The 18303-nt window shown below is 72.2% G+C and carries 14 protein-coding genes; 6 read left to right on the top strand and 8 right to left on the bottom strand.

The window, feature by feature from the left end:
- Window positions 1-165: 165 nt before the first annotated feature.
- Window positions 166-948 carry a hypothetical protein gene (locus tag WME96_RS20155; protein ID WP_437291720.1) on the top strand — a complete coding sequence of 261 codons (783 nt, stop codon included), beginning with the start codon at window positions 166-168 and terminating at the stop codon, window positions 946-948.
- Window positions 949-1122: 174 nt separating this feature from the next.
- On the opposite strand, the gene WME96_RS20160 is transcribed toward WME96_RS20155, so the two are convergent.
- The 4 genes from WME96_RS20160 to WME96_RS20175 form a co-directional block, all read right to left on the bottom strand.
- A complete protein-coding gene (locus WME96_RS20160) occupies window positions 1123-2670 on the bottom strand; it encodes a M57 family metalloprotease (protein WP_437291721.1) in 1548 nt (515 codons plus the stop codon).
- A gap of 110 nt (window positions 2671-2780) precedes the next feature.
- Complete coding sequence (locus WME96_RS20165; protein ID WP_437291722.1) at window positions 2781-3359, bottom strand: hypothetical protein; 579 nt, start codon at window positions 3357-3359, stop codon at window positions 2781-2783.
- A gap of 487 nt (window positions 3360-3846) precedes the next feature.
- The gene (locus WME96_RS20170) at window positions 3847-5490 is read right to left on the bottom strand and encodes a hypothetical protein (RefSeq protein ID WP_437291723.1); all 1644 of its coding nucleotides are present in this window, start codon (window positions 5488-5490) and stop codon (window positions 3847-3849) included.
- 289 nt (window positions 5491-5779) lie between these two features.
- The gene (locus tag WME96_RS20175; protein ID WP_061616096.1) at window positions 5780-6079 is read right to left on the bottom strand and encodes an FtsB family cell division protein; all 300 of its coding nucleotides are present in this window, start codon (window positions 6077-6079) and stop codon (window positions 5780-5782) included.
- 343 nt (window positions 6080-6422) lie between these two features.
- On the opposite strand from WME96_RS20175, the gene WME96_RS20180 reads away from it, so the two are divergent.
- The gene (locus WME96_RS20180) at window positions 6423-11708 is read left to right on the top strand and encodes a protein kinase domain-containing protein (protein ID WP_437291724.1); all 5286 of its coding nucleotides are present in this window, start codon (window positions 6423-6425) and stop codon (window positions 11706-11708) included.
- On the opposite strand, the gene WME96_RS20185 is transcribed toward WME96_RS20180, so the two are convergent.
- The gene (locus tag WME96_RS20185; RefSeq protein WP_437291725.1) at window positions 11692-13161 is read right to left on the bottom strand and encodes a hypothetical protein; all 1470 of its coding nucleotides are present in this window, start codon (window positions 13159-13161) and stop codon (window positions 11692-11694) included. The two genes, WME96_RS20180 and WME96_RS20185, sit on opposite strands and share 17 nt — an antisense overlap.
- A 61-nt stretch (window positions 13162-13222) precedes the next feature.
- On the opposite strand from WME96_RS20185, the gene WME96_RS20190 reads away from it, so the two are divergent.
- The 3 genes from WME96_RS20190 (at window position 13223) to WME96_RS20200 (ending at window position 15168) form a co-directional block, all read left to right on the top strand.
- Window positions 13223-13894 (top strand): Fic family protein, encoded by a 672-nt coding sequence (locus tag WME96_RS20190; protein WP_437291726.1) that lies wholly within the window; start codon window positions 13223-13225, stop codon window positions 13892-13894.
- Window positions 13863-14723, top strand: a complete 861-nt coding sequence (gene nth, locus WME96_RS20195) for an endonuclease III (RefSeq protein WP_437291727.1) — start codon at window positions 13863-13865, stop codon at window positions 14721-14723. The genes WME96_RS20190 and nth overlap by 32 nt, the downstream gene beginning before the upstream one ends.
- Window positions 14724-14874: 151 nt before the next feature.
- Window positions 14875-15168, top strand: coding sequence for a hypothetical protein (locus WME96_RS20200; protein WP_437291728.1), 294 nt, complete (start codon window positions 14875-14877; stop codon window positions 15166-15168).
- Window positions 15169-15332: 164 nt separating this feature from the next.
- On the opposite strand, the gene meaB is transcribed toward WME96_RS20200, so the two are convergent.
- From meaB to WME96_RS20215, 3 genes are all read right to left on the bottom strand, one after another.
- Window positions 15333-16388, bottom strand: coding sequence for a methylmalonyl Co-A mutase-associated GTPase MeaB (gene meaB / locus WME96_RS20205; RefSeq protein WP_437291729.1), 1056 nt, complete (start codon window positions 16386-16388; stop codon window positions 15333-15335).
- A gap of 59 nt (window positions 16389-16447) precedes the next feature.
- On the bottom strand, window positions 16448-16684 hold the full coding sequence (locus WME96_RS20210; protein ID WP_437291730.1) for a hypothetical protein: 237 nt from the start codon (window positions 16682-16684) through the stop codon (window positions 16448-16450).
- A gap of 120 nt (window positions 16685-16804) precedes the next feature.
- A complete protein-coding gene (locus tag WME96_RS20215; RefSeq protein WP_437291731.1) occupies window positions 16805-17557 on the bottom strand; it encodes an arginyltransferase in 753 nt (250 codons plus the stop codon).
- Window positions 17558-17988: 431 nt separating this feature from the next.
- Between WME96_RS20215 and yhbY the strand changes: the two genes are divergently transcribed.
- Window positions 17989-18291, top strand: coding sequence for a ribosome assembly RNA-binding protein YhbY (yhbY, locus tag WME96_RS20220; protein WP_437291732.1), 303 nt, complete (start codon window positions 17989-17991; stop codon window positions 18289-18291).
- Window positions 18292-18303: the final 12 nt, after the last annotated feature.

Genomic DNA, 18303 nt, shown 5'->3' on the forward strand with positions numbered 1-18303 from the left:
CGCCCCGCGCCGCCGCGCCTCCCTCGCTCCTCTGCGCGCGCTGCCCCGCGGTGTCCGGAACGCGCCCGCCGCGGCGTCCGCCCCCTGCCTGGGCGAAACCGGCAGGCAGCCTCGTCAAAAAAGAGCGCGCATGAAATAAACAGGAGGCGCGGGCGAAGAGTGGGTATGAGCACACGCACCTCACTGTTCGCGGTCGCGCTCACGGGCAGCCTGCTCGTGGGTTGTGGCGACAGCGCGACACGTCCGGCCGCGGATCCGGTCGCTCGGGGGGCAGCCGCGTGCCTCCCGGGGGACACGAGCGCGAACGCCGAGATGAAGGTTTACACGTTCTTCGGCGCCGCCGGGGCGCAGAGCCGGGTGGAGCGACGGATCCGGCCGGATGGGTCGGAGACGCTCTCCAGCGAGACCCGCCCGTCGCGCGCGGAGCCCAGCAGGGGCGCCGCAGCGGCCGGCGCGCTCCCGCCCGGCGGCGTCCTGCGCGAGTACGCCGAGCTCGACGCCTCGGGTCGCCTCGTCTACGCGGACGTCTCGCTCAGCGACGCCGCCGGCGTCGTGAAGCGGATGATCCTCGATCCGCAGCACGGCGCCGCGCTGCTCCGCCGCGCCGGGCTCGCCTCGGGCTTCGTCCGGATCCCGACCGGCGAGGCCACCATCTACGCGCCGGTGAGCTCGACGGTGACGCCCGTCGCGGCGTGGGTCGCGCGGCGGGCGGCGCAGGCTGCGCCGCGCATCCGCCTGTTCGACCACGTCGCCGCCGCCAGCCACGAGATCCTGAGCGACCAGCTCGTCGTCGAGGACGGCCGCGACACGTTCGTGGTGCTCGGCGACGCGGCGCTGTCGGTGAATGACGAGTTCATCACCTCCCTCCCCCTCGGCGAGGTGGCCGCGGAGCCGACGGCCTGCGAGGCGGGTGGGAATGGCGCTGCCGCGTCCTGGCGCTCTGGATGAGCCGACCCGCGGACGGGCTGGAGCTTCGTGGGATCCTTCACGGGGGACACCGAGAAGCGGCGATCGCCGTCCTCGGTGTCCTCCGCGTCGCGCGATTTCCGCGCGACGGGCGACCTTCTCGCCCGTCGCGCTCCTCGCGCGCCTCGACCGTCTGCGGTCCGCGCGACCGGCGGTTCAGGGCGTCGTGTAGTTGATGTCCACCTTGTACGTGCTGGCCACGTACGCGTTCACGAGCAGGAAGGCCTCGGACTGCCCTTCCGGGACGGTCAGCTCGCAGAGCTCGTCCGCGCCGTCGAGGTAAGGACGGCAGTCGAAGGTGCTCAACGAGGGCTCCGCGCCGAACCGCACGTAGAGATCGGGATCGCCGGTGCCGCTCAGCACGGCCCGGAACGACGTCCCCGGGACGACGGAGATCGGTCCGTGCGGCGCGGTCTGGCGGCGCGCGAGGGATCCCTCGAAGCTCGTCGATGTCGCGGTGCCGCCTCCGGCCGCGGGCTCCCCCGGGGCGGAGTAGCTCACCTCGATGTCGTAGGTCGAGCCCGTGTAGCCGTGCACCTTGATGAAGGCCCTCGTCTCGCCTTCGGGGACCTCGAGCGTGCAGGTCTCGTTGGCGTCGCTGAGGTAAGGCCGGCAATCGAACGACCTCGCCGTCGGCGCAGAGCCGAACTTCACGAAGAGATCGGGATCTCCGGTCCCGGTCATGACGACGGTGAAGGTGGTCCCGGGCACGACCTCGATCCCGTCGGCCGGCCCGACCGCATCGAACGCCCCTCGCGCGACACGGCCGCTGAACGTCTCGGTGACCGGCGTCCCGGCGCCGCCGCCGCCTCCGCCGCCGCCGCCACCACCGCCGCCTTCACCGCCGCCGCCACCGCCGCCGGTGGGACCGCCGTAGAGCGACTGAACGCCTTCGATGTCCTTCGGCGTGAGGTTGAGCGTCCTGTCGCCGGTGCCGTTGCACTGGGGATAGTGCATGACGGACGCTCCGTCGTACTCCGTGAGCGCGCGCCAGTTGTTGTCCTCGAAGCAGGTGCCGGCCTCAGGACGGGTGTGCTCGTGCCGGAAACCGAGGACGTGCCCCAGCTCGTGGCGGAGAATGCCGGTCAGCGTGGGCTGCGTGCTGCCGAAAGCGGTCCTGTCGATGAGCACGTTCCGCGTCGACCTCGACTGGCCGGGGAAGAAGGCGCGCGCCAGGTACTGGCCGCCCGCGTTCACGGGGTTCACGTCGAACAGGACGCTGCTGGTGCTCGACGTGCAGCGCGAGTCGGCCGACTCCACGTGAATGAAGTCGACGTCGGTGACCTCCTCCCACGCCTGGACAGCCTCCTCCATCGCCGCCACGACCGTCTCGTACCTGCTCCCGAAATCCGTGCTCACGCAGTAGGTGAGATCGCGCCGCTCCTCCGTCGTCCAGATAGCGTCTCTCCGACCTGACTGGTTGACGAGCAGCGCACCATCGCGCACATGCGCCTCCCAGAACTCGCGCAGATGCTTGATATCGACGACAGGCGTGTCCCCGTTAACAATGTAGACGCCAGTGTCGGCCTCGCGGAAGACGCTCCGCTCGAAGTGGTCAAATCCCAGTTGATTGGTGCCGACTGCCTCGGTGTTGGCGTCGCCGACGTCTGCCGAGCAACCGGCCACAACGGCGGTCAAACCAACGACCGCCACTGCGAACTTACGGGTGACCACATTGCTCTGGTGCGGCTTTGCAGGATGCATTTGAGGCTCCTTTCGGGGGAGGCGAATCACGCTGTCCACGCGAACTCGGTGAGACACAAATGCCTTAACCCAAGTTGACCCTCAGTCGGATAGCCAAATCTGACCGACGTTCATAAAAAGGGTTCGGAATTGTAAAAAATTTCGAAAGGAGCGTACGTGGTTCTCCCCTCACAAGAAAATTCTCGCACCACTCGAATCACGCGGATCGTCTCGAACAGATACACTGGAAAATCACACCTCTTGAGTTCGAGCAACGCGCACTTGCAGGGCGACAAGCATCGGGATTTTCCTGCCTGGGTTGCGTAGATGAAAGCCGAGGCGCGCATGTCTGCAACGCGGTGGCGGCGGCGCTGCCCGCGTGGCGCTGCCGGCGGCGCTGCGCGCGGTGCGCACGAAGACGCGTCGCGAGCGCAGAAACAGCGGCAAGCGAAGGCGCAGCGTCGCGCCGTCGACCGGCGCGGTCGCGCCGCAGATGCAACCGCGATGCGACCGCCGGGGCGCCGCGCTCTGGCGGGCCACCGCTTTATATGACCGACGTTCAGTTCAGAGGGTTGGCGCGTCCAGCGCTCGTCCGCGAGCGCGCGCGGCGCGTTGCAGATCGCTGCGACGGTCGCGCGTGCGATCGCGGCGTGGAGAAGGTGCCGCTCGAGTTCGTCGCCGCGGGCAGCGGCGTCGATGCGCGCGAGCATCGCTTCGATGTGCGCGAGTCGATGCGCGCGAGCGTCTCCGGCGTCAGGCACGTCGGGCGCTCGAGGTGTGCGCGCATGCACGCGATCCGCATCGCCCTGACGTGCCCGCGAGCGACGCCTGACGCGCTCAGGGAGATCATCCTGATGCGCTCCACGAACGTGTCCCGACGCGCTCAGGGAGATCCTCCCGACGCGCTCTACATGCTCCACCTGACACGCGCCGCACGCGCGACGCTCATCGCGAACGCGATCCGTGCCGGCACCTCACGCTCGGCGAGCGAGCACGCCGCAGGAGGAGCGCGATCGAGCGCGCTGCGCGATCGAGCGACGCTCCGCGCGCGACGCGCTCCGTGGCCGCGTCGTCCTCGGCGGCGCCGCCGAGCGGGTCGCGCGCGACGCCCTGCTGCTCCTCCGCCGCGGCGGTGTGGAGCGCGCCGGATCACCGTGGCCGCGTCGCCGGCGGCCGAGACGGGCGTCGCGCGGCAGCTCACCCGCGCGCGGACAGGATCCGGCTGAACGCCTCGCCGACCGCGCGCGCGAGCTCGACCATCCGGCGCGAGCCGCTCGAGGCGTCGATGATCCGATCGGCGACCAGGATCATCGCGGGCCGGCCGACGACCTGGACCGAGACGGCGGCGACGTCGAGGCTCGGGTTGACCATGACGTCGAGCAACGGGGCGTGGGTGGGCGTGCCCGGGATCGGGCCCACGTAGAGGTGGGTCGCCACCGCCGTGGCGAGGACGCTCGGCTGGTCCATCGGAAGGGTGAGCTTCCGCAGCGCCTCCTGGTCGCCGAACTCCGCGTTGCAGGCGAAGCCCCGGAACACCCCGCGGTGCGCGGCGAAGATCGCGACGCGCACCGCGAGCAGGCGCAGCCCCCGCAGCGCGAGCCGGACGACATCGTCGCGCGTGCGCGCGAGGTAGAGCGCGTCGATGACGTCGCTCAGATCGACGAAGGGCTGCGGCGGCGGATCGTCGTCGAGCGCGTCGGAGAGATCCGGCTCGGGCGCGGGGGGCAGCGCCGGGAGCCGCCCGGAGCGCCTGTTCGACGCCGGCACGGCGCTCTCCGGACGGCCGCCGCTGCGCGCCGAGAGGCCGTCCGCGTCGGCGGAGCCCTGGCGCGCCGACGACGGCGCGAGCCCGGAGGCCGCGTCGAGCGGCAAACGGCCGAGGCGCCGCGTGGAGGGCGCCGGCTCCCGCCCGGCGCTGTCCGGCCCGCTGCCGGGGCCGGGCGAGCTCTGGGGCATGATCGAGGCGAGCAGCTTGAACGGCGGGGAGATCTCGACCGGCGGAGGCGGCGGGAACGAGACGGCAGGCGGCTCGGTCGCCCGGGCGCGCAGCGCGGCCCCGCCCGCGTCGGGGCCGCGCTCGGCGTCCAGAGGGCGCCGCGCGACCGACGAGAAGGACGACGAGGCGCGCGCAACGGGGGCGCCGGGCGCAGCCTTCGCGTGACGGAGCGGCAGGATCGGGTCCTCCTGCGGCGGGGGCGCGTCGGCCAGCAAGGCGTGGCCGTTGTGCGCCCGGCCACGGCGACCAGCGGGGGCGACCTCCGGCTCGGCCAGGCTCGGCTCGTCGAAGGAGGGCACCGAGGCGCGCCGGATGAGCGGGATCGGCACCTCGTACGACGGCGGCGGCGGGATGGTCGACTGCGGCGCGCCGTGGGGGAATGCCGGGGTCGCCCGGCGCGAGCGGACCGGGATCTGCTCGCGTTCATCGAGCTCCAGGGCGCGGATCGCCTCCTCGATCGCCGTGATCGGCGCGCGGACGATCCGCACCGGCGCGCCGAGGTGAAAGCTGAACTCGTCGGCGATGTGGCGATCGAGCGGATCGGCGGCGGCGACATCGACGGTGCCGACGCCGGGGTCGACGCGGATCGGGACGGCGCCGAGGCGGCGGCACATGGCGCGCGGCAGGCGCGCGACGAGGTCGCGGGCGCCGACGACCTGCCGCAACGCGAGGCCGCCGCGGCGATCGAGCTCTTCCTCGAGGGCGCGCTCGCTGATCGCCGCGCGGTCGATGAGGGCGCGAGGGAAAGAGATGCCCCGCAGGACCGCCACGAAGAGGGCGGCTTCGACCTCAGCCTTGGAGACGGCGCCGGCGGAGATGAGGAGGCGGCCCAGGTCTAGCGACACTCGCGCCACGATACCAGAAAGGACGCAGCGAGCGCGCGGCGCGCGGTCGCGAGGGGCGCCGGGGCCTCGGGAGGCCGCCGGCAGATCTTTCTATAAGGAGGGCGCGCGGGATGGACCGGCAGAGCGCGCGTGCGCGAACGCGCCTGGCCGCTCCCCAGGCAGCAGGCGGCCGGCGGCGCGAGCGTGGCCGCCGGGCGAGCTCACGTGATCACGCCGGGCGCTCCCCGGAGGAGCCGCGGTGATCGATTCCGACAACAGCCCTCGGAGGGGGCGGCGAAACCTCGAGTCCTCAGCGGGAGAACTGAAAGACAACCTCGCTCTGCCTCACGAGACCCAGGTTGTCGCGCGCGATCCGCTCGACGGCGGTCGGGTCGTCGCGGAGGCGCGCCACCCTGCCGCGGAGCGCCTCGATCTGCCTCCCGAGCTCGGCGTTCTCCTCCTCGACGTCGGCGAGCTCTCTCTCGAGCTCCCGGAGGCGCGGCAGGCCGTGAGGCGAGAAGATCATGATCGGAGCGCCCACCACCGCCACGACCAGCACCGCGATGGGGAGGGTCCGCTCCAGGAACTGCGCTATTCGACGCACAGACATCCGCTCGCACGTCACCGGCAATCTTGTCAACTTTCCTCCAGCGTTCCTGCAACTCCGCGTTGACTCCCACCGGCTCTCGCCTTGTCAGCCAGCCAGCGCGGCGCGCACAGCAGCATGGCGCGCGCCGCGGCCGCACGCAGCGCCGCGCGCCCTGCTGAAGGCGTCCCGGTCGACCGACGCGGGCGCGTCCGCGCCGCGACCACCACCTGCGGCGCCAGCGACACCGGACGTCGTCGAAGGTCGCATGGCGCCGCAAGCTTCGCTAGCATGACGCACGCCCGCCGTCCGGCAGGTCCGCAGCGCCGCGCGCACGCCGGCACGAGGGCTCGTCCCGAGGAGACCCATGTCCATTGATATCGTCCGAGGCGAGCTCGAGCGCCTCTTCTCGCTTGATGAAATGATGGCCCTGTCGTCCGACCTCCTCGGCTTCAACCCGGCCGACATCGGCGGCGGCGCCTCCAAGGCCTCCTTCGCGCGCGCGCTCACGGACCATTGCGTCGAGGTCGACGCCATCGAGGCGTTGATCGACGCCATCGTCGCCTCGCGGGCCGAGGTCGACGCCCGCGTCCGCGCCCTCGGCGCCCAGGGGCTGAGCCTGCCCGAGGAGATCGCGGCCGGCGAGACGTTCGGGGACTTCGTCATCACGAGAAAAATCGCCGAAGGGCCGCGAGGCCTCGTCTATGCGGCGACCCGGGGCACCGAGCCGCGGACGCTCAAGGTGCTCCGGCGCGAGGCGACGCGCGACAGCCGGGCGATGCGCAGGTTCCTCACCCACGTCCGCCTGGCCGCGCAGGTGCGCCACGAGAACCTGGCGAGCGGCGTCGAGGCCGGGATCGTGGGCGGCCGCGCGTTCGTGGCATACACGCACATCGACGGGCTGCCGCTCTCGGCGCGCCTCGCGCGGTCGGGGCCGCTCCACATCAACGAGGCCAGGCCGCTGCTCCGCGGGATCCTGAGCGGCCTCGTCGCGCTGCACGCCCAGCGCCTCGTCCACGGCGCGCTCAAGCTGGAGAACGTCATCGTCGCGCGCGACGAGGACGGGCAGCCGCTGCCCGTCCTCGTCGACGTGGGCGGCGACCGGCTCGGCGCCGGATGGTCGAGCCCCGAGCTCGTCAGGACCGCGAGCCCCGAGCAGCTGCGCGGCGAGGTCGCCGGCCCGTCGAGCGATCTCTACGCCTTCGGCGTGCTGCTCTTCGAGCTCCTCACGGGCAAGCCCGTGTTCTCGGGCGCGGCCGCGGTCGAAGTCGCCGTCGCGCACCTCACCGAGGCGCCGCCCGCGCCGAGCGCGGCCGCGCCGCGCGGGTGGGCCGGCAAGGACGTCGACGAGCTCTCGGGGCGCCTGCTCGCCAAGGCGCCGGACGCCCGGCCGAGGGAGGCGCGCGCGGCGCTCGACGCCGTCGAGCTGCTCGGCAAGCCGCCGCAGAAGGGGGCGACGATCAGCGAGGCGCAGCTCGACGCGCTCATCGATCGGCTGGTCGCGAGCCCGACCGACGCGGACCTCGCGCTCGCGGTCGAGGCGACCGTCGACCAGGGGGCCGACCCGGGGCGCGTGGCGGAGGCGCTCGCGATGGCCGCCGATCAGGTCGACGCGGGCGAGGCCGGGGCCGAGGCGGCCGCGGCGAAGAAGCTCCTGCACTTCCGGGCGGCCCGGATCTACGAGAAGGGCAAGCTCCACGACAAGGCGGAGGCCATCTACGTGGGCCTGCTCGAGCGCGATCCCGGCGACGACATCGCCTTCAGCGCGCTCGAGGAGCTCCGCAAGGCGCTGGGCAAGCACGAGGAGCTCGTGGAGATGCTCCTCCAGCGCAGCGAGAAGGCCGAGAGCGCGGGCGAGCGCGCCCGGGCGCTCAACGAGATCGGGCACCTCTACGTGCGGGAGCTCGACGACAAGGACCAGGGGGTGTTCGCGTTCGCCCAGGCGCTCGCCCAGGACCCCGAGCAGGACGCGTACGCCGTCGACCTGGAGCGCGCGGCCGGCAGCGACATGAAGATCTGGGCCGAGGCGCTCCAGATCCTGAGCCAGGCGAGCACCGACGAGGCGATGGCCCCGGAGCCGAAGATCGCGCTCTTCAACCGGCTCGGGCCCTGGTACGCGGAGAAGGTCGCGCGGGCGGACCTCGGGATCCCGTGCTTCCAGTTCGTGCTCGGGCTCGATCCGGCGAACGAGAAGGCGCTGGAGGGGCTCACGCAGGTCTACCGCCGCGCCCAGCAGTGGCAGGAGCTCGTCCAGGTGCTTCTCTCGCGGGCCGACCGCGCCGCGACCCCCGGCGAGGCGCGCGATCTCCGCGCCGCGGCCGCCGAGCTCCTCGAGACGAAGCTGAACGACGCGGGCCGCGCGCGCGACCTGTACGAGCAGATCTTCGCCGAGGACCCAGGGCACGCGAGGACGTGCGACGCGCTGCTCAGGATCTACCGGCGCATCGAGGACCACGCCGGCTACGCGAAGATCCTCGAGCGGCGCGCGGAGGCGCTGCGGGGCGAGGAGCGCGTCGAGGCGATGTGCAAGCTCGCCGAGCTCTACGAGGACCGGCTCGGCGATCTGGGCGAGGCGACGCGCCGCTACGAGGCGGCGCTCGAGCTCGATCCGACCAGCCTCACCGCCCTGCGCGGGCTCGACCGCATCTACAGCCGCGCCGGGCGCTACCAGGAGCTCCTCCGGAACCTGGAGCGGCAGATCGACGTCAGCGCGACGCCGCGCCAGAAGATCAACCTCCACGAGCGGATCGCGGGCCTCTACGACGAGGAGTTCCTCGACCACGCGAAGGCGGCCGAGGCCCTCGAGGCGATCCTCCGGATCGACGGCGCGCACGAGGGCTCGCTCGCCGCGCTCGGGCGGCACTACCGCGCCCTCGAGCGCTGGGAGGACGTGGTGGCCCTCTACGAGCGGCAGCTCGGCATCGTCCCCGACGACAAGCGGCGCGAGGAGATCCTGCTCGCGATGGGGCGCGTGCTGCTCGAGCAGATCGGCTCGCCCGAGCGCGCCCGCAAGGCGTACGAGCGGGTGCTCGCGATCGACCCGCACCACGCCGGGGCGCTCGAGTCGCTGGCGCACGTGCGGGCCGCGACAGGCGACGCGGCGGCGGCGCTCAGCGCGATCGAGTCGCTCGCGGCGACGGCCAAGACGGCGGAGAGCCGGGCCGATCTCTGGATCCGGGCGGCGAAGATGCTCGAGGAGAAGGGCGATCGGGACGGGGCGATCGAGCGCTACAAGATGGCCCTCGACGCGCAGCCGCACAGCGCGGGCGCGAGCTCGGCGCTGCGCGCGGCCTACCTCGCCCGGGGCGACGCGACGAGCGCCGTCGAGCTCATCGCGCGCGAGGCCGAGGCCGCCGAGGGCAACCTCGCGAAGGCCCGGCTCTACGGCGAGATGGCGCTCCTGCTCCGGGAGCGCCTGAAGGACGACGCGCGCGCCGCGGAGGCGGCCACGCGGGCCGTCGACCTCGACCCGACCAGCGTGCTGGGGCTCATGATCTCGGGCGATCTCGCGTTCGAGGCCGGCCGCTTCCTCGAGGCGGCGCGGCACTTCGAGTCGCTGGCGAACCGGGTCGACGCGCTCCCGAGGGAGCAGGGGCTCAAGCTGCTCTTCCGCTACGTCGACGCGCTCAGCAAGAGCGGATCGAGCGGCAAGGCGATCGGCACCGTGAAGGCGCTGCTGGCGCTCGCGCCCGACGATCCGGCGGCGATCTCGCGCGCCGCGAAGGTCAACCTCGACGCGGGCCGGGCCAGGGAGGCCGCGGAGCTCTACGCGGGGCTCGTGGAGCGCTTCGGCGCCGGCCTCCCGGAGCGGGAGCGGGCGGACGCGCTGCTGCGCCTCGGCGAGGCGAGGCTCGCTGCCGGCGACCCGGGCGGCGCGGTCGGGCCGCTGAACGAGGCCGCCGATCTCACCCCGGAGTCCCCTGCCCCGCTCGCCCTGCTCTCCAGGGTCTTCGAGGCCAAGGGGGACTGGGAAGAGGTCGTGCGCCTCAAGCACCGGCGGCTCGACGTGGTGACCGGCGACGAGCGGAGCGCGCTCCTGCTCGAGATCGGCGACCTCCTGGCGACGCACCTGAACGACCGGACGCGCGCCGCGAAGAGCTACGTGGCCGCGCTCGACGAGCGCCCGGACGACCGGAAGATCCTCACGAAGCTGATGCAGCTCTACAGCGAGGAGAAGGACTGGTCGAAGCTCATCGACATCGTCCTGAAGCTCGCCGCCAAGATCGACGACCGGCGGCAGAAGGCGAAGTACCTGCACACCGCGGCGATCGTGAGCGCGCGGCAGCTCGGCGATCTCGACCGGGCCGCCCGGTTCTACGACGAGGTCCTCGAGCTCGACCCGTCCCTCACCCGCGCGCTCGCGGAGGCGATCGAGCTCCGCGGCGAGAAGGGCGACCACGAGGACGTGGAGCGCCTGCTCAAGGTCGAACTCGACCGGGCCACCGAGGAGAACGACACGGCGAAGATGCTCGAGACGTTCGACCGGCTGGGCGCCCTCTACAAGGACAAGCTCGGCTGGATGAGCGACGCGATCGACGCCTACGAGGCGGCGCAGACGCTCGATCCGGACAACGACGAGCGGAACGAGCTCCTCGCGAGCCTCTACGCGAGCAACCCGGCGCAGTACCTGGACAAGGCGGTGGCCGCGCAGCTCCCGATCTTGCGGCGCAACCCGTACCGGCCGGACGCGTACCGGCTGCTGCGGAAGCTGTACACCGAGACGAAGCGGGCCGACGCCGCCTTCTGCCTCTGCCAGGCGCTCTGCTGCCTGAGCGCGGCCGAGCCGGACGAGGAGCGCTTCTTCCGGCGCCTGCGCCCGGACAACGTCGCCGCCGCGCAGCAGCCGCTCGACGAGGAGGGGTGGACGACCGGGCTCATCCACCCGGACGCGGATCCGCTCCTGACCGCCATCTTCGGTGTCATCGAGCCGGCCGTGCTCAGGAAGAACGGGCAGCCCCTCGAGGAGCTCGGCTACCAGCTCGCCTACCAGATCGACCTCGCGCGCCACCCCTACCCGATGTCGCAGACGCTCAATTACGCCGCGGGCGTGCTCGGCCTCGAGCCCCCGCTGACGTTCCAGAACCCGAACGACGGCGGGGGCGTCTCGTTCCTCCACGCGCACGTGCCGGCGATCGTGCTCGGCGCCGCGGCGCTCCAGATGGAACTGCCGACCCAGGCCGCGGCGTTCATCGCGGCCCGCCACCTCACCTACTACCGGCCGGGCATGTACCTCCGCCACCTGGTGCCGACCGGCACCGGCCTGCGCGCCTGGCTGTTCGCGGCGATCAAGCTGATCTCGCCCACGTTCCCGATCACGAAGGAGCTGGAGGGGCCGGTGATGGAGAACCTGTCGGTCCTCGATCCGATCATCGTCGGGCCGGCGCGCGATCAGCTCGCGAGCATCGTGACCAAGCTCCTCCAGGCCGGCGCCATCGACCTGAAGCGCTGGGTGTCCGGGATCGACCTGACCGCCGACCGCGCCGGGTTCCTCCTCGCCAACGATCTCGAGCTGGCGCAGGAGATGATCAAGGCGGCGGACGACGCGAGCGCCGCCGTGCCCCAGAAGGAGCGGCTCAAGGAGCTCCTGCTCTACGCCGTCAGCGAGGAGTACTTCGCGGTCCGGCAGCGGCTCGGGATCAACGTCGACAGCTGAGCGCCGCGCCGCGCGATCCCGGCCTGAAGCCGCCCTCTCGCCCGCAGGGCTGCCCGGCGGCCCTGCGCCGCCGCGGGCGCAGTCCGGCGGCGCGTGCTAGCTGGATCAGCGTCGATCCAGCCCCGGGGAAGTCGCTCTCGGCAGACTTCCGCACCGGACTGGTTGACGGATAAATCCTCAAATTGCTAGGCTGCGGGCCGGCATTAGGCCCTTTTGGATCGTATGTTAGCTCGCCGCAGCGTGGCAGCGGGCAGCCTGAGCGATTGTGTGAAAGCACGCCCATGGCGGCAAAGAAGACCCGAAAAACTTCGAAAAAAGACCGGAAGAGAGCGACCAAGGCGAGCGCGGCAAGCTCGAGGCGATCTGCCTCGACGGCGCGGACGCGGAAGGCGAAACCTGCCGCCCGTTCGACCGCGCGCAAGCCGAAGCGGAAAGCCGCGGCCTCTCGTCCTGCTGCGCGACGCACCTCGGCCGTGAAGGCGGCCAAGCGCCGGAAAGCGACGACGAAGCGGGCGACCACCCGCAAATCGGCGGCCCCGGCGCGGCGCAAGGCAACGCGCACACCGGCGCGGGCGACCCGCACGACCGCCAGGAAGAAACCGGCGGCGGCGAAGGCGAAGAAGGCGACGCGCGCCGCCGCCAAGCGAGCCGGCGCGGCGAAGGCGAGGAAGACAGCCGCCAGGACGAAGGCGAGGTCGACGCGCGCCGCCGCCAAGCTGAGGACCACCAAGGCCCGGGCGAAGGCCAGGGCGACCAAGGTCAAGGCGAGGGCGGCGAAGGCCAGGGCGACGAAGGCCAGGGCGACGCGGGCGAAGACCGCGAGGACCAGGGTCGCGAAGGCCAGGGTGACGCGGGGCAGGGCCGCGAAGCCGAGGGCGACGAAGACCAGGGCGACCGCGAAGGCGAAGAAGGCGACGCGCGCGGCCGCGAAGAAGCGGGTCGTACGGGCCAAGGCGACGAAGCCGAGGCTCGCGCGGGTCAAGGTCGCGAAGCCGAGGCTTCTCCGGAGGAAGGTCGCCGCGCGCTCCGAGCGGGCGGTCGCGGCGCCGGCGGCCGAGCCCACGAAGCTCCGCAAGAAGAAGAAGCTGAGGTCCGCCGAGGAGCCGAAGCTCAAGGAACGGCTGAAGCTCAGGGGCGGCGGGGAGCAGGCCGCGCCGGTCGAGGCGGAGCGCCCGCGCCGGACGAGCGACAAGCCGCAGCGCGCAAGCGACAGGCCGCAGCGCGCAAGCGACAGGCCGCAGCGCGCAAGCGACAGGCCGCAGCGCGCAAGCGACAGGCCCGTTTCCGAGAAGAAGAGCGTGCGGCCGGGCGGGGCGAAGGGGAAGGGTGCGGCCGCGATCGAACGCCGGCCGGGCCGCGTCCCGCTCCGGGAGCCGCCGCGGGTCGTCACGCTGCCGCTGCCGATGCTGCCGCCCCCGCGGCGGGCCACGATCGAGGAGCGCAGCGCGATCATCGAGCAGCGGCTGAACGCGCAAACGGAGGATTTTCGGCGGCGCTACATCGACAGCCTCGATATGTCGTGGATTTACCACGACAGCGCGCTCGAGGGCGTGGTCTACACGTTCGACGAGCTGCGCGCGGCGCTCAGCGGTCCGGCGCCGCTCGTGACGGACTCGAGCCTTCAGCCGACGTACGATGACATCCGGCGCCACAAGGAGGCCATCGCCTATGTGCGCGAGCAGGGCGAGAACAAGCGGGCGCCGGTCACCATCGACTGCGTGAAGAAGCTGTACCTGATCCTCCATCCGGAGGAGGGGGACATCAAGACGGTGAAATACCGCAAGGATATCCCCCAGCACCGGCTCTACTTCCACGAGTACGCTCCGCCGGACAAGATCGCCTACAAGGTGCGACAGATCATCGACTGGCTGAACGACCCCGAGACGCGGAAGACGCGGAACGGCATCCGGATCGCGGCGCGCGCGCACTACGATCTGCTCCGGGTCTACCCGTTCCCGAACGACAGCGGCAAGGTCGCGAGGCTGTTCATGAACATGCTGCTGCTCCGCACCGGCCTGCCCCCGTCGATCATCCACTCGACCGAGCGGCAGCGCTACTACGAGGCGCTGAAGGGCTCGGCGACGACGGTGCTGCAGATGGTGCAGGAGTCGGTGGAGAACGCCCTCGCGAGCGTCGAGAAGCTCCTCGATGAGCATGAGACGCGCAAGCGCGCCTTCGTCAGCTGAGACAACGCAGCGCGGCCCCGCGCAGGGCGGGGCTCCCGCCGGACGGAGCGCGCGCCGCCCGCCCGGGGCCGCCGCGGCCCGGGCGAGGGCGGCCGCGCCGGCCGCCGCCGCGGCCCGGTCGGCGCCGGCGCGCGCGCGGCCGAGCACGCCGCCCCAGGCCACGTTCACGAAGCTGCGCGCGCTGCACCCGGACGCGCACTGCGAGCTCGATCACAGGTCGGCGTTCGAGCTGCTCGTGGCCACCGTGCTGAGCGCCCAGACGACGGACGTGCTGGTCAACAAGGTGACGCCGCACCTGTTCGGCGCCTACCCCGACGCCCGCGCGCTCGCCGGCGCCGAGCCCGCCGAGGTCGCCGCGCTGCTCCGGCGGCTCGGGATGGGCATGTTCAACCAGAAGGCGAGGAACATCGTGGGGCTCGCGCGGGGCCTCATCGAGCGTCACGGCGGCGAGGTGCCGAGGACGCTCGCCGAGCTCGTCAAGCTGCCTGGCGTCGGGCGCAAGACAGCGAATGTGGTGCTCGGCGTCGCCTTCGGAGCGCCGGAAGGCGTGGTGGTCGATACCCACGTGCAGCGCCTGGCGCAGCGGCTCGGCTGGACGAAGAGCGACAAGCCGGAGCAGATCGAGCGCGATCTCGGGGCGCTCTTCCCGCAGCGTGACCGGGATATGCTGTCCCACACACTGGTCTTCCACGGCCGCCGCATCTGCTTCGCCAGGAAGCCGGCGTGCGGAGGCTGCGGGATCAGCGACGCGTGCCCAAGCGCGTTTCGCGCGGAGAACGTGGGGCGCAAGCCGCCGCGCCCGCCTCGCCGCCGCGACGCGCAGCCGTGACCGTCACCCGCGCTGCGGAGGTGGCGAGTCGAGCGCGCCGGGGCGGAGGCGCGGCGCTGGTCAGCGCAGCGCATCGCTGCCCGGCGCGCCCCCGCCGCGAGCTGCTGCTTGTTATTGCCCTGGCGCCGAGGGCGCGAGGTAGACTCGGGCGATGAAGGCTTTGCACCTGATCGTCGCTCTCACGTGTCTCTTCACCGCCGGGTGCGGCAGCCTGGAGAGCGATCTCTGCGACTATAAGTGCGACTGCGAGGGGTGCAGCGATCGCGAGTACGACGAGTGCCTCGATCGCTACGATTACCGGTACGAAGACGCGGATCGCCGCGGCTGTCTCGACAGGTACGACGAGCTGCTCGCGTGCGAGGACGACACCGGGATCTGCCGAGACTACAGGTGGGATATCTCGTGCAAGGGAGAGAGAGACGCGCTGGATCGGTGCCTCAGATAGGCTGTATCCGGCGAAGGTTCCGAGCAGCCATGGCCCGGAGAGCACGCGCGAGGAGCATGGCGGCGCTCCGGGCGAGACAGGCCCGACGACCGCGCCATGCATGAGGTCGCCAGGCGGCAGCCGGCGCGGCCGCGGTCAGGCTCCGGTGCCCGCTCCGGCCGCGCTCAAGCGCCGGTGCCTCGCGTGACGACGCCGGTACGGAACGCCTCGACCAGCCGCTCCGACGCCGTGTAGGGGTCGATCTCGCGTCGCGCGACGGCGTGCACCGCCGCCTCGAGCGCGGGCCCGAGCACGACGACCGCGGCGTCGGTGAGCGCGTCGCGGAGCTGCACGTGCATGGCCTCGCGCAGGCGCTCCTCCCGGCGCGCCGCGCCGGCCTCGGTCCCGAACAGCCAGGCCCGGTGCCCCTCCAGCTGCTCGACGAGCGACGCCACGCCCTCGTTGCGCGTGGCCACCGTCCGCACGATCGCTGGCACCCAGGGCCCTTCAGGCGGCTCGCCGGGCGGACCTGCCGCGTCCGCCGCGCGGGCATGGAGCGCCGCCGCGCTGTGACCGCGCGCCCGCCCAGAGGCCTTCGCCACCTCGCCGCCGAGCGCGATCATGAGCTCCAGGTCGCGCACCGCCGTGTCGGCCCCGTCCCGGTCGGCCTTGTTCACGGCGAAGACGTCGGCGCACTCCAGGATGCCCGCCTTGATGGCCTGCACCTCGTCGCCCATCCCGGGCGCCGCGACGACCAGGGTGGTGTGCGCCATGCGCGTGATCTCGAGCTCGTCCTGCCCTACCCCGACGGTCTCGACCAGGATCACGTCGGCTCCCCATGCGTCGAGCACGCGCGCGACATCCATCGCCGAGCGCGACAGCCCGCCGAGGGCACCCCGGGTCGCGAGCGAACGGATGAACACGTCGGGGTCTCCGAAATGCGCCTGCATGCGGATGCGGTCGCCGAGGATGGCGCCGCCGGTGAACGGGCTCGTGGGATCGACCGCCACCACGGCGACCCGGCGGTCCTGCTTCCGGAAGGCGCCGATCAGCCGGTCGGTGAGCGTGCTCTTGCCCGCCCCCGGGTTGCCCGTGACGCCGAGGATCCAGGCGCGGCCGGTGTGGGGGAAGAGATCCTTCAGGATCGCGGCATGGTCGCCGGCACGATCGTCGACGAGCCGGCAGGCCCGCGCCGTCGCGCGCGTGTCGCGGGCGAGGACCTTCTCTGCGAGCGGGTGCACGCGAGCGGTCTAGGCTCGGCGATGCGGGGATACAACCGCGCGCGGGCGATACGGGGCCCCTACCCTGCCCCGCCGCCGTCGCCGGACGCGCTCCCATCGCCGCCGGCCCCGCCGCCGCCGTCAGCGGCCGGCTCGCCGCCTGCTCCACCCGCGCCCCCTTCCCCGCTCGCGGACGAGCCGGCGCCCCCGGCGCCCCCGGCGCCGCGGTCGAAGATCGGCCTCGTCTGGCCGCATGCGACGGTGAGCAGGGCCGAGAGCACAGCGCAGGAGGTGAACGCCAGGGAGCGGTTCCGCATGGGCACGTTCTTGACACGTCCTCGAATCGGAGCGCTCGCGAAATCCAGCGGCGCGCCCCGGTCGCGGCGCCGCGAGTACAGGCCGGTCGAAGCGCTGCCCGGCACCGCGGCACGCTCGCGTCAGGGCGCTGCGGACGCGGGCCGGTCGAAGCGCTGCCAGCGGCCGTCGATGAGCCGCTCATGCGGCAGGTACTGCGCCTTGTAGACCAGCCGCGAGCACTTCTCGACGTAGAGCCCGAGGTAGAGGTACCGGAGACCCCAGGAGCGGCACAGCTCGAGCTGCTTCAGGATCGAGAAGACGCCGGGGCTCAGCGGCTCGAGCTCGGGATCATAGAAGGAGTAGACCGCGGACAGCGACTCCAGCCCCCGGTCCACGACGGCGACCCCGACGAGGCGCCCGCCGACGCGGTAGCGCATCTCGAACGTCTCGCAGCAGCTGTCCACGAGGAACGCCTCGTAGCCCGCCGCGCCGAGGGGGCCGTCGTCGCGCATCAGCCCCCGGCCGTGCTTGTGCAGGTTGTACAGCGCGACCTTCTCCCGCGTCGTCACCGGCGGGCCGATCTCGACGTCGATCACCTGCTCGCCCCGCCGGAGCACCCGGCGCTGCGTGCGCCCAGGGACGAAGTCGCGCACGAGAATCCGGATCGGCTCGCAAGCGCGGCACGAGGGGCACTGGGTGCGGTAGAGCAGCTTGCCGTGGCGACGGTTGCCCGCGACCAGCCTCCGGTCGAACTCCGCGCGCGTGAGCGGCCGGATGGGCACCCGGAGCGGCATCCGCGCCTCGGCGTCCGGGAGGTACGGGCAGGGGCTCACCTCGTCGTGGACCGTGAGCTCGATCGGGTCCGCCACCTCGTCCAGACGAGGGAGATCCACGTCCTGCGCCGATACCGCCTCTCGCTCGCTCGATGAGCCCATGTTGCCGTCGATCCGAGCGTTCGAGCCCCCGTCGATACGCCGGCCGCTAGAGCCAGGGGATGCCTGTTGCACGGCCACGTCAAGCAAATCCCTGCGCTGCGCGCGACGCCGCACGGCGCGCTCCGCTCCCTGGTTACAAGCGCGGCACACACGCGGTACACGCGCGCGCCGGACGACAACACCCCGCCCGCCCGCGTGGACGCCCGAAACTATCGCACATTTACCCTCACATGCCCACCCACGCGTCGAGGCGGTTGGCTTGCGGAGCCCGCGCGGCGCGCCCGCCCCTTTTCCTCTTGCCTTGGGGCCGGTATGACCCGGCGCGCCCGCGAGACGGCGGTCCAGGCACGGACCCGATCGGCGCGGGCGCCCAAGAAAGGCCGAACGCTTTGGATCTCACAGGAAAGCAGCGCCGCCACCTCCGGGCGCTGGGGCATCACCTCGACGCGGTCGTGCAGCTCGGCAAGGCCGGCCTGACCGACGGCGTGGTCGCGGCCGTCGACACGGCGCTGGAGCGGCACGAGCTCGTGAAGGTACGCCTGGGCACCGAGTGCCCCGACGACATCGGAGACGTCGCCGAGTCGCTGTCCGAGCGGCTCCGCGCCGAGATCGCGCAGACCCTCGGCCGGACGATCCTGCTGTACCGGCGCCACCCCAAGGAGCCGAAGATCAAGCTGCCGACCGGTAGCTGACCCGAGCGATCG

It is taken from the genome of Sorangium sp. So ce406, from assembly GCF_051474675.1.
GTDB lineage: Bacteria > Myxococcota_A > Polyangia > Polyangiales > Polyangiaceae > Sorangium > Sorangium cellulosum_G.

What these genes read in the sequence shown, in the direction of transcription:
- WME96_RS20165 (WP_437291722.1), bottom strand. Translation starts at nt 3,359, where the DNA reads ATGCTCGCGCGCATCGACGCCGCTGCCCGCGGCGACGAACTCGAGCGG.
- WME96_RS20175 (WP_061616096.1), bottom strand. Translation starts at nt 6,079, where the DNA reads ATGTCTGTGCGTCGAATAGCGCAGTTCCTGGAGCGGACCCTCCCCATC.
- WME96_RS20200 (WP_437291728.1), top strand. Translation starts at nt 14,875, where the DNA reads ATGAAGGCTTTGCACCTGATCGTCGCTCTCACGTGTCTCTTCACCGCC.
- WME96_RS20155 (WP_437291720.1), top strand. Translation starts at nt 166, where the DNA reads ATGAGCACACGCACCTCACTGTTCGCGGTCGCGCTCACGGGCAGCCTG.
- WME96_RS20185 (WP_437291725.1), bottom strand. Translation starts at nt 13,161, where the DNA reads ATGATCGCGCTGCGCTCCTCGATCGTGGCCCGCCGCGGGGGCGGCAGC.
- WME96_RS20180 (WP_437291724.1), top strand. Translation starts at nt 6,423, where the DNA reads ATGTCCATTGATATCGTCCGAGGCGAGCTCGAGCGCCTCTTCTCGCTT.
- nth (WP_437291727.1), top strand. Translation starts at nt 13,863, where the DNA reads ATGAGACGCGCAAGCGCGCCTTCGTCAGCTGAGACAACGCAGCGCGGC.
- WME96_RS20160 (WP_437291721.1), bottom strand. Translation starts at nt 2,670, where the DNA reads ATGCATCCTGCAAAGCCGCACCAGAGCAATGTGGTCACCCGTAAGTTC.
- WME96_RS20190 (WP_437291726.1), top strand. Translation starts at nt 13,223, where the DNA reads ATGTCGTGGATTTACCACGACAGCGCGCTCGAGGGCGTGGTCTACACG.
- WME96_RS20210 (WP_437291730.1), bottom strand. Translation starts at nt 16,684, where the DNA reads ATGCGGAACCGCTCCCTGGCGTTCACCTCCTGCGCTGTGCTCTCGGCC.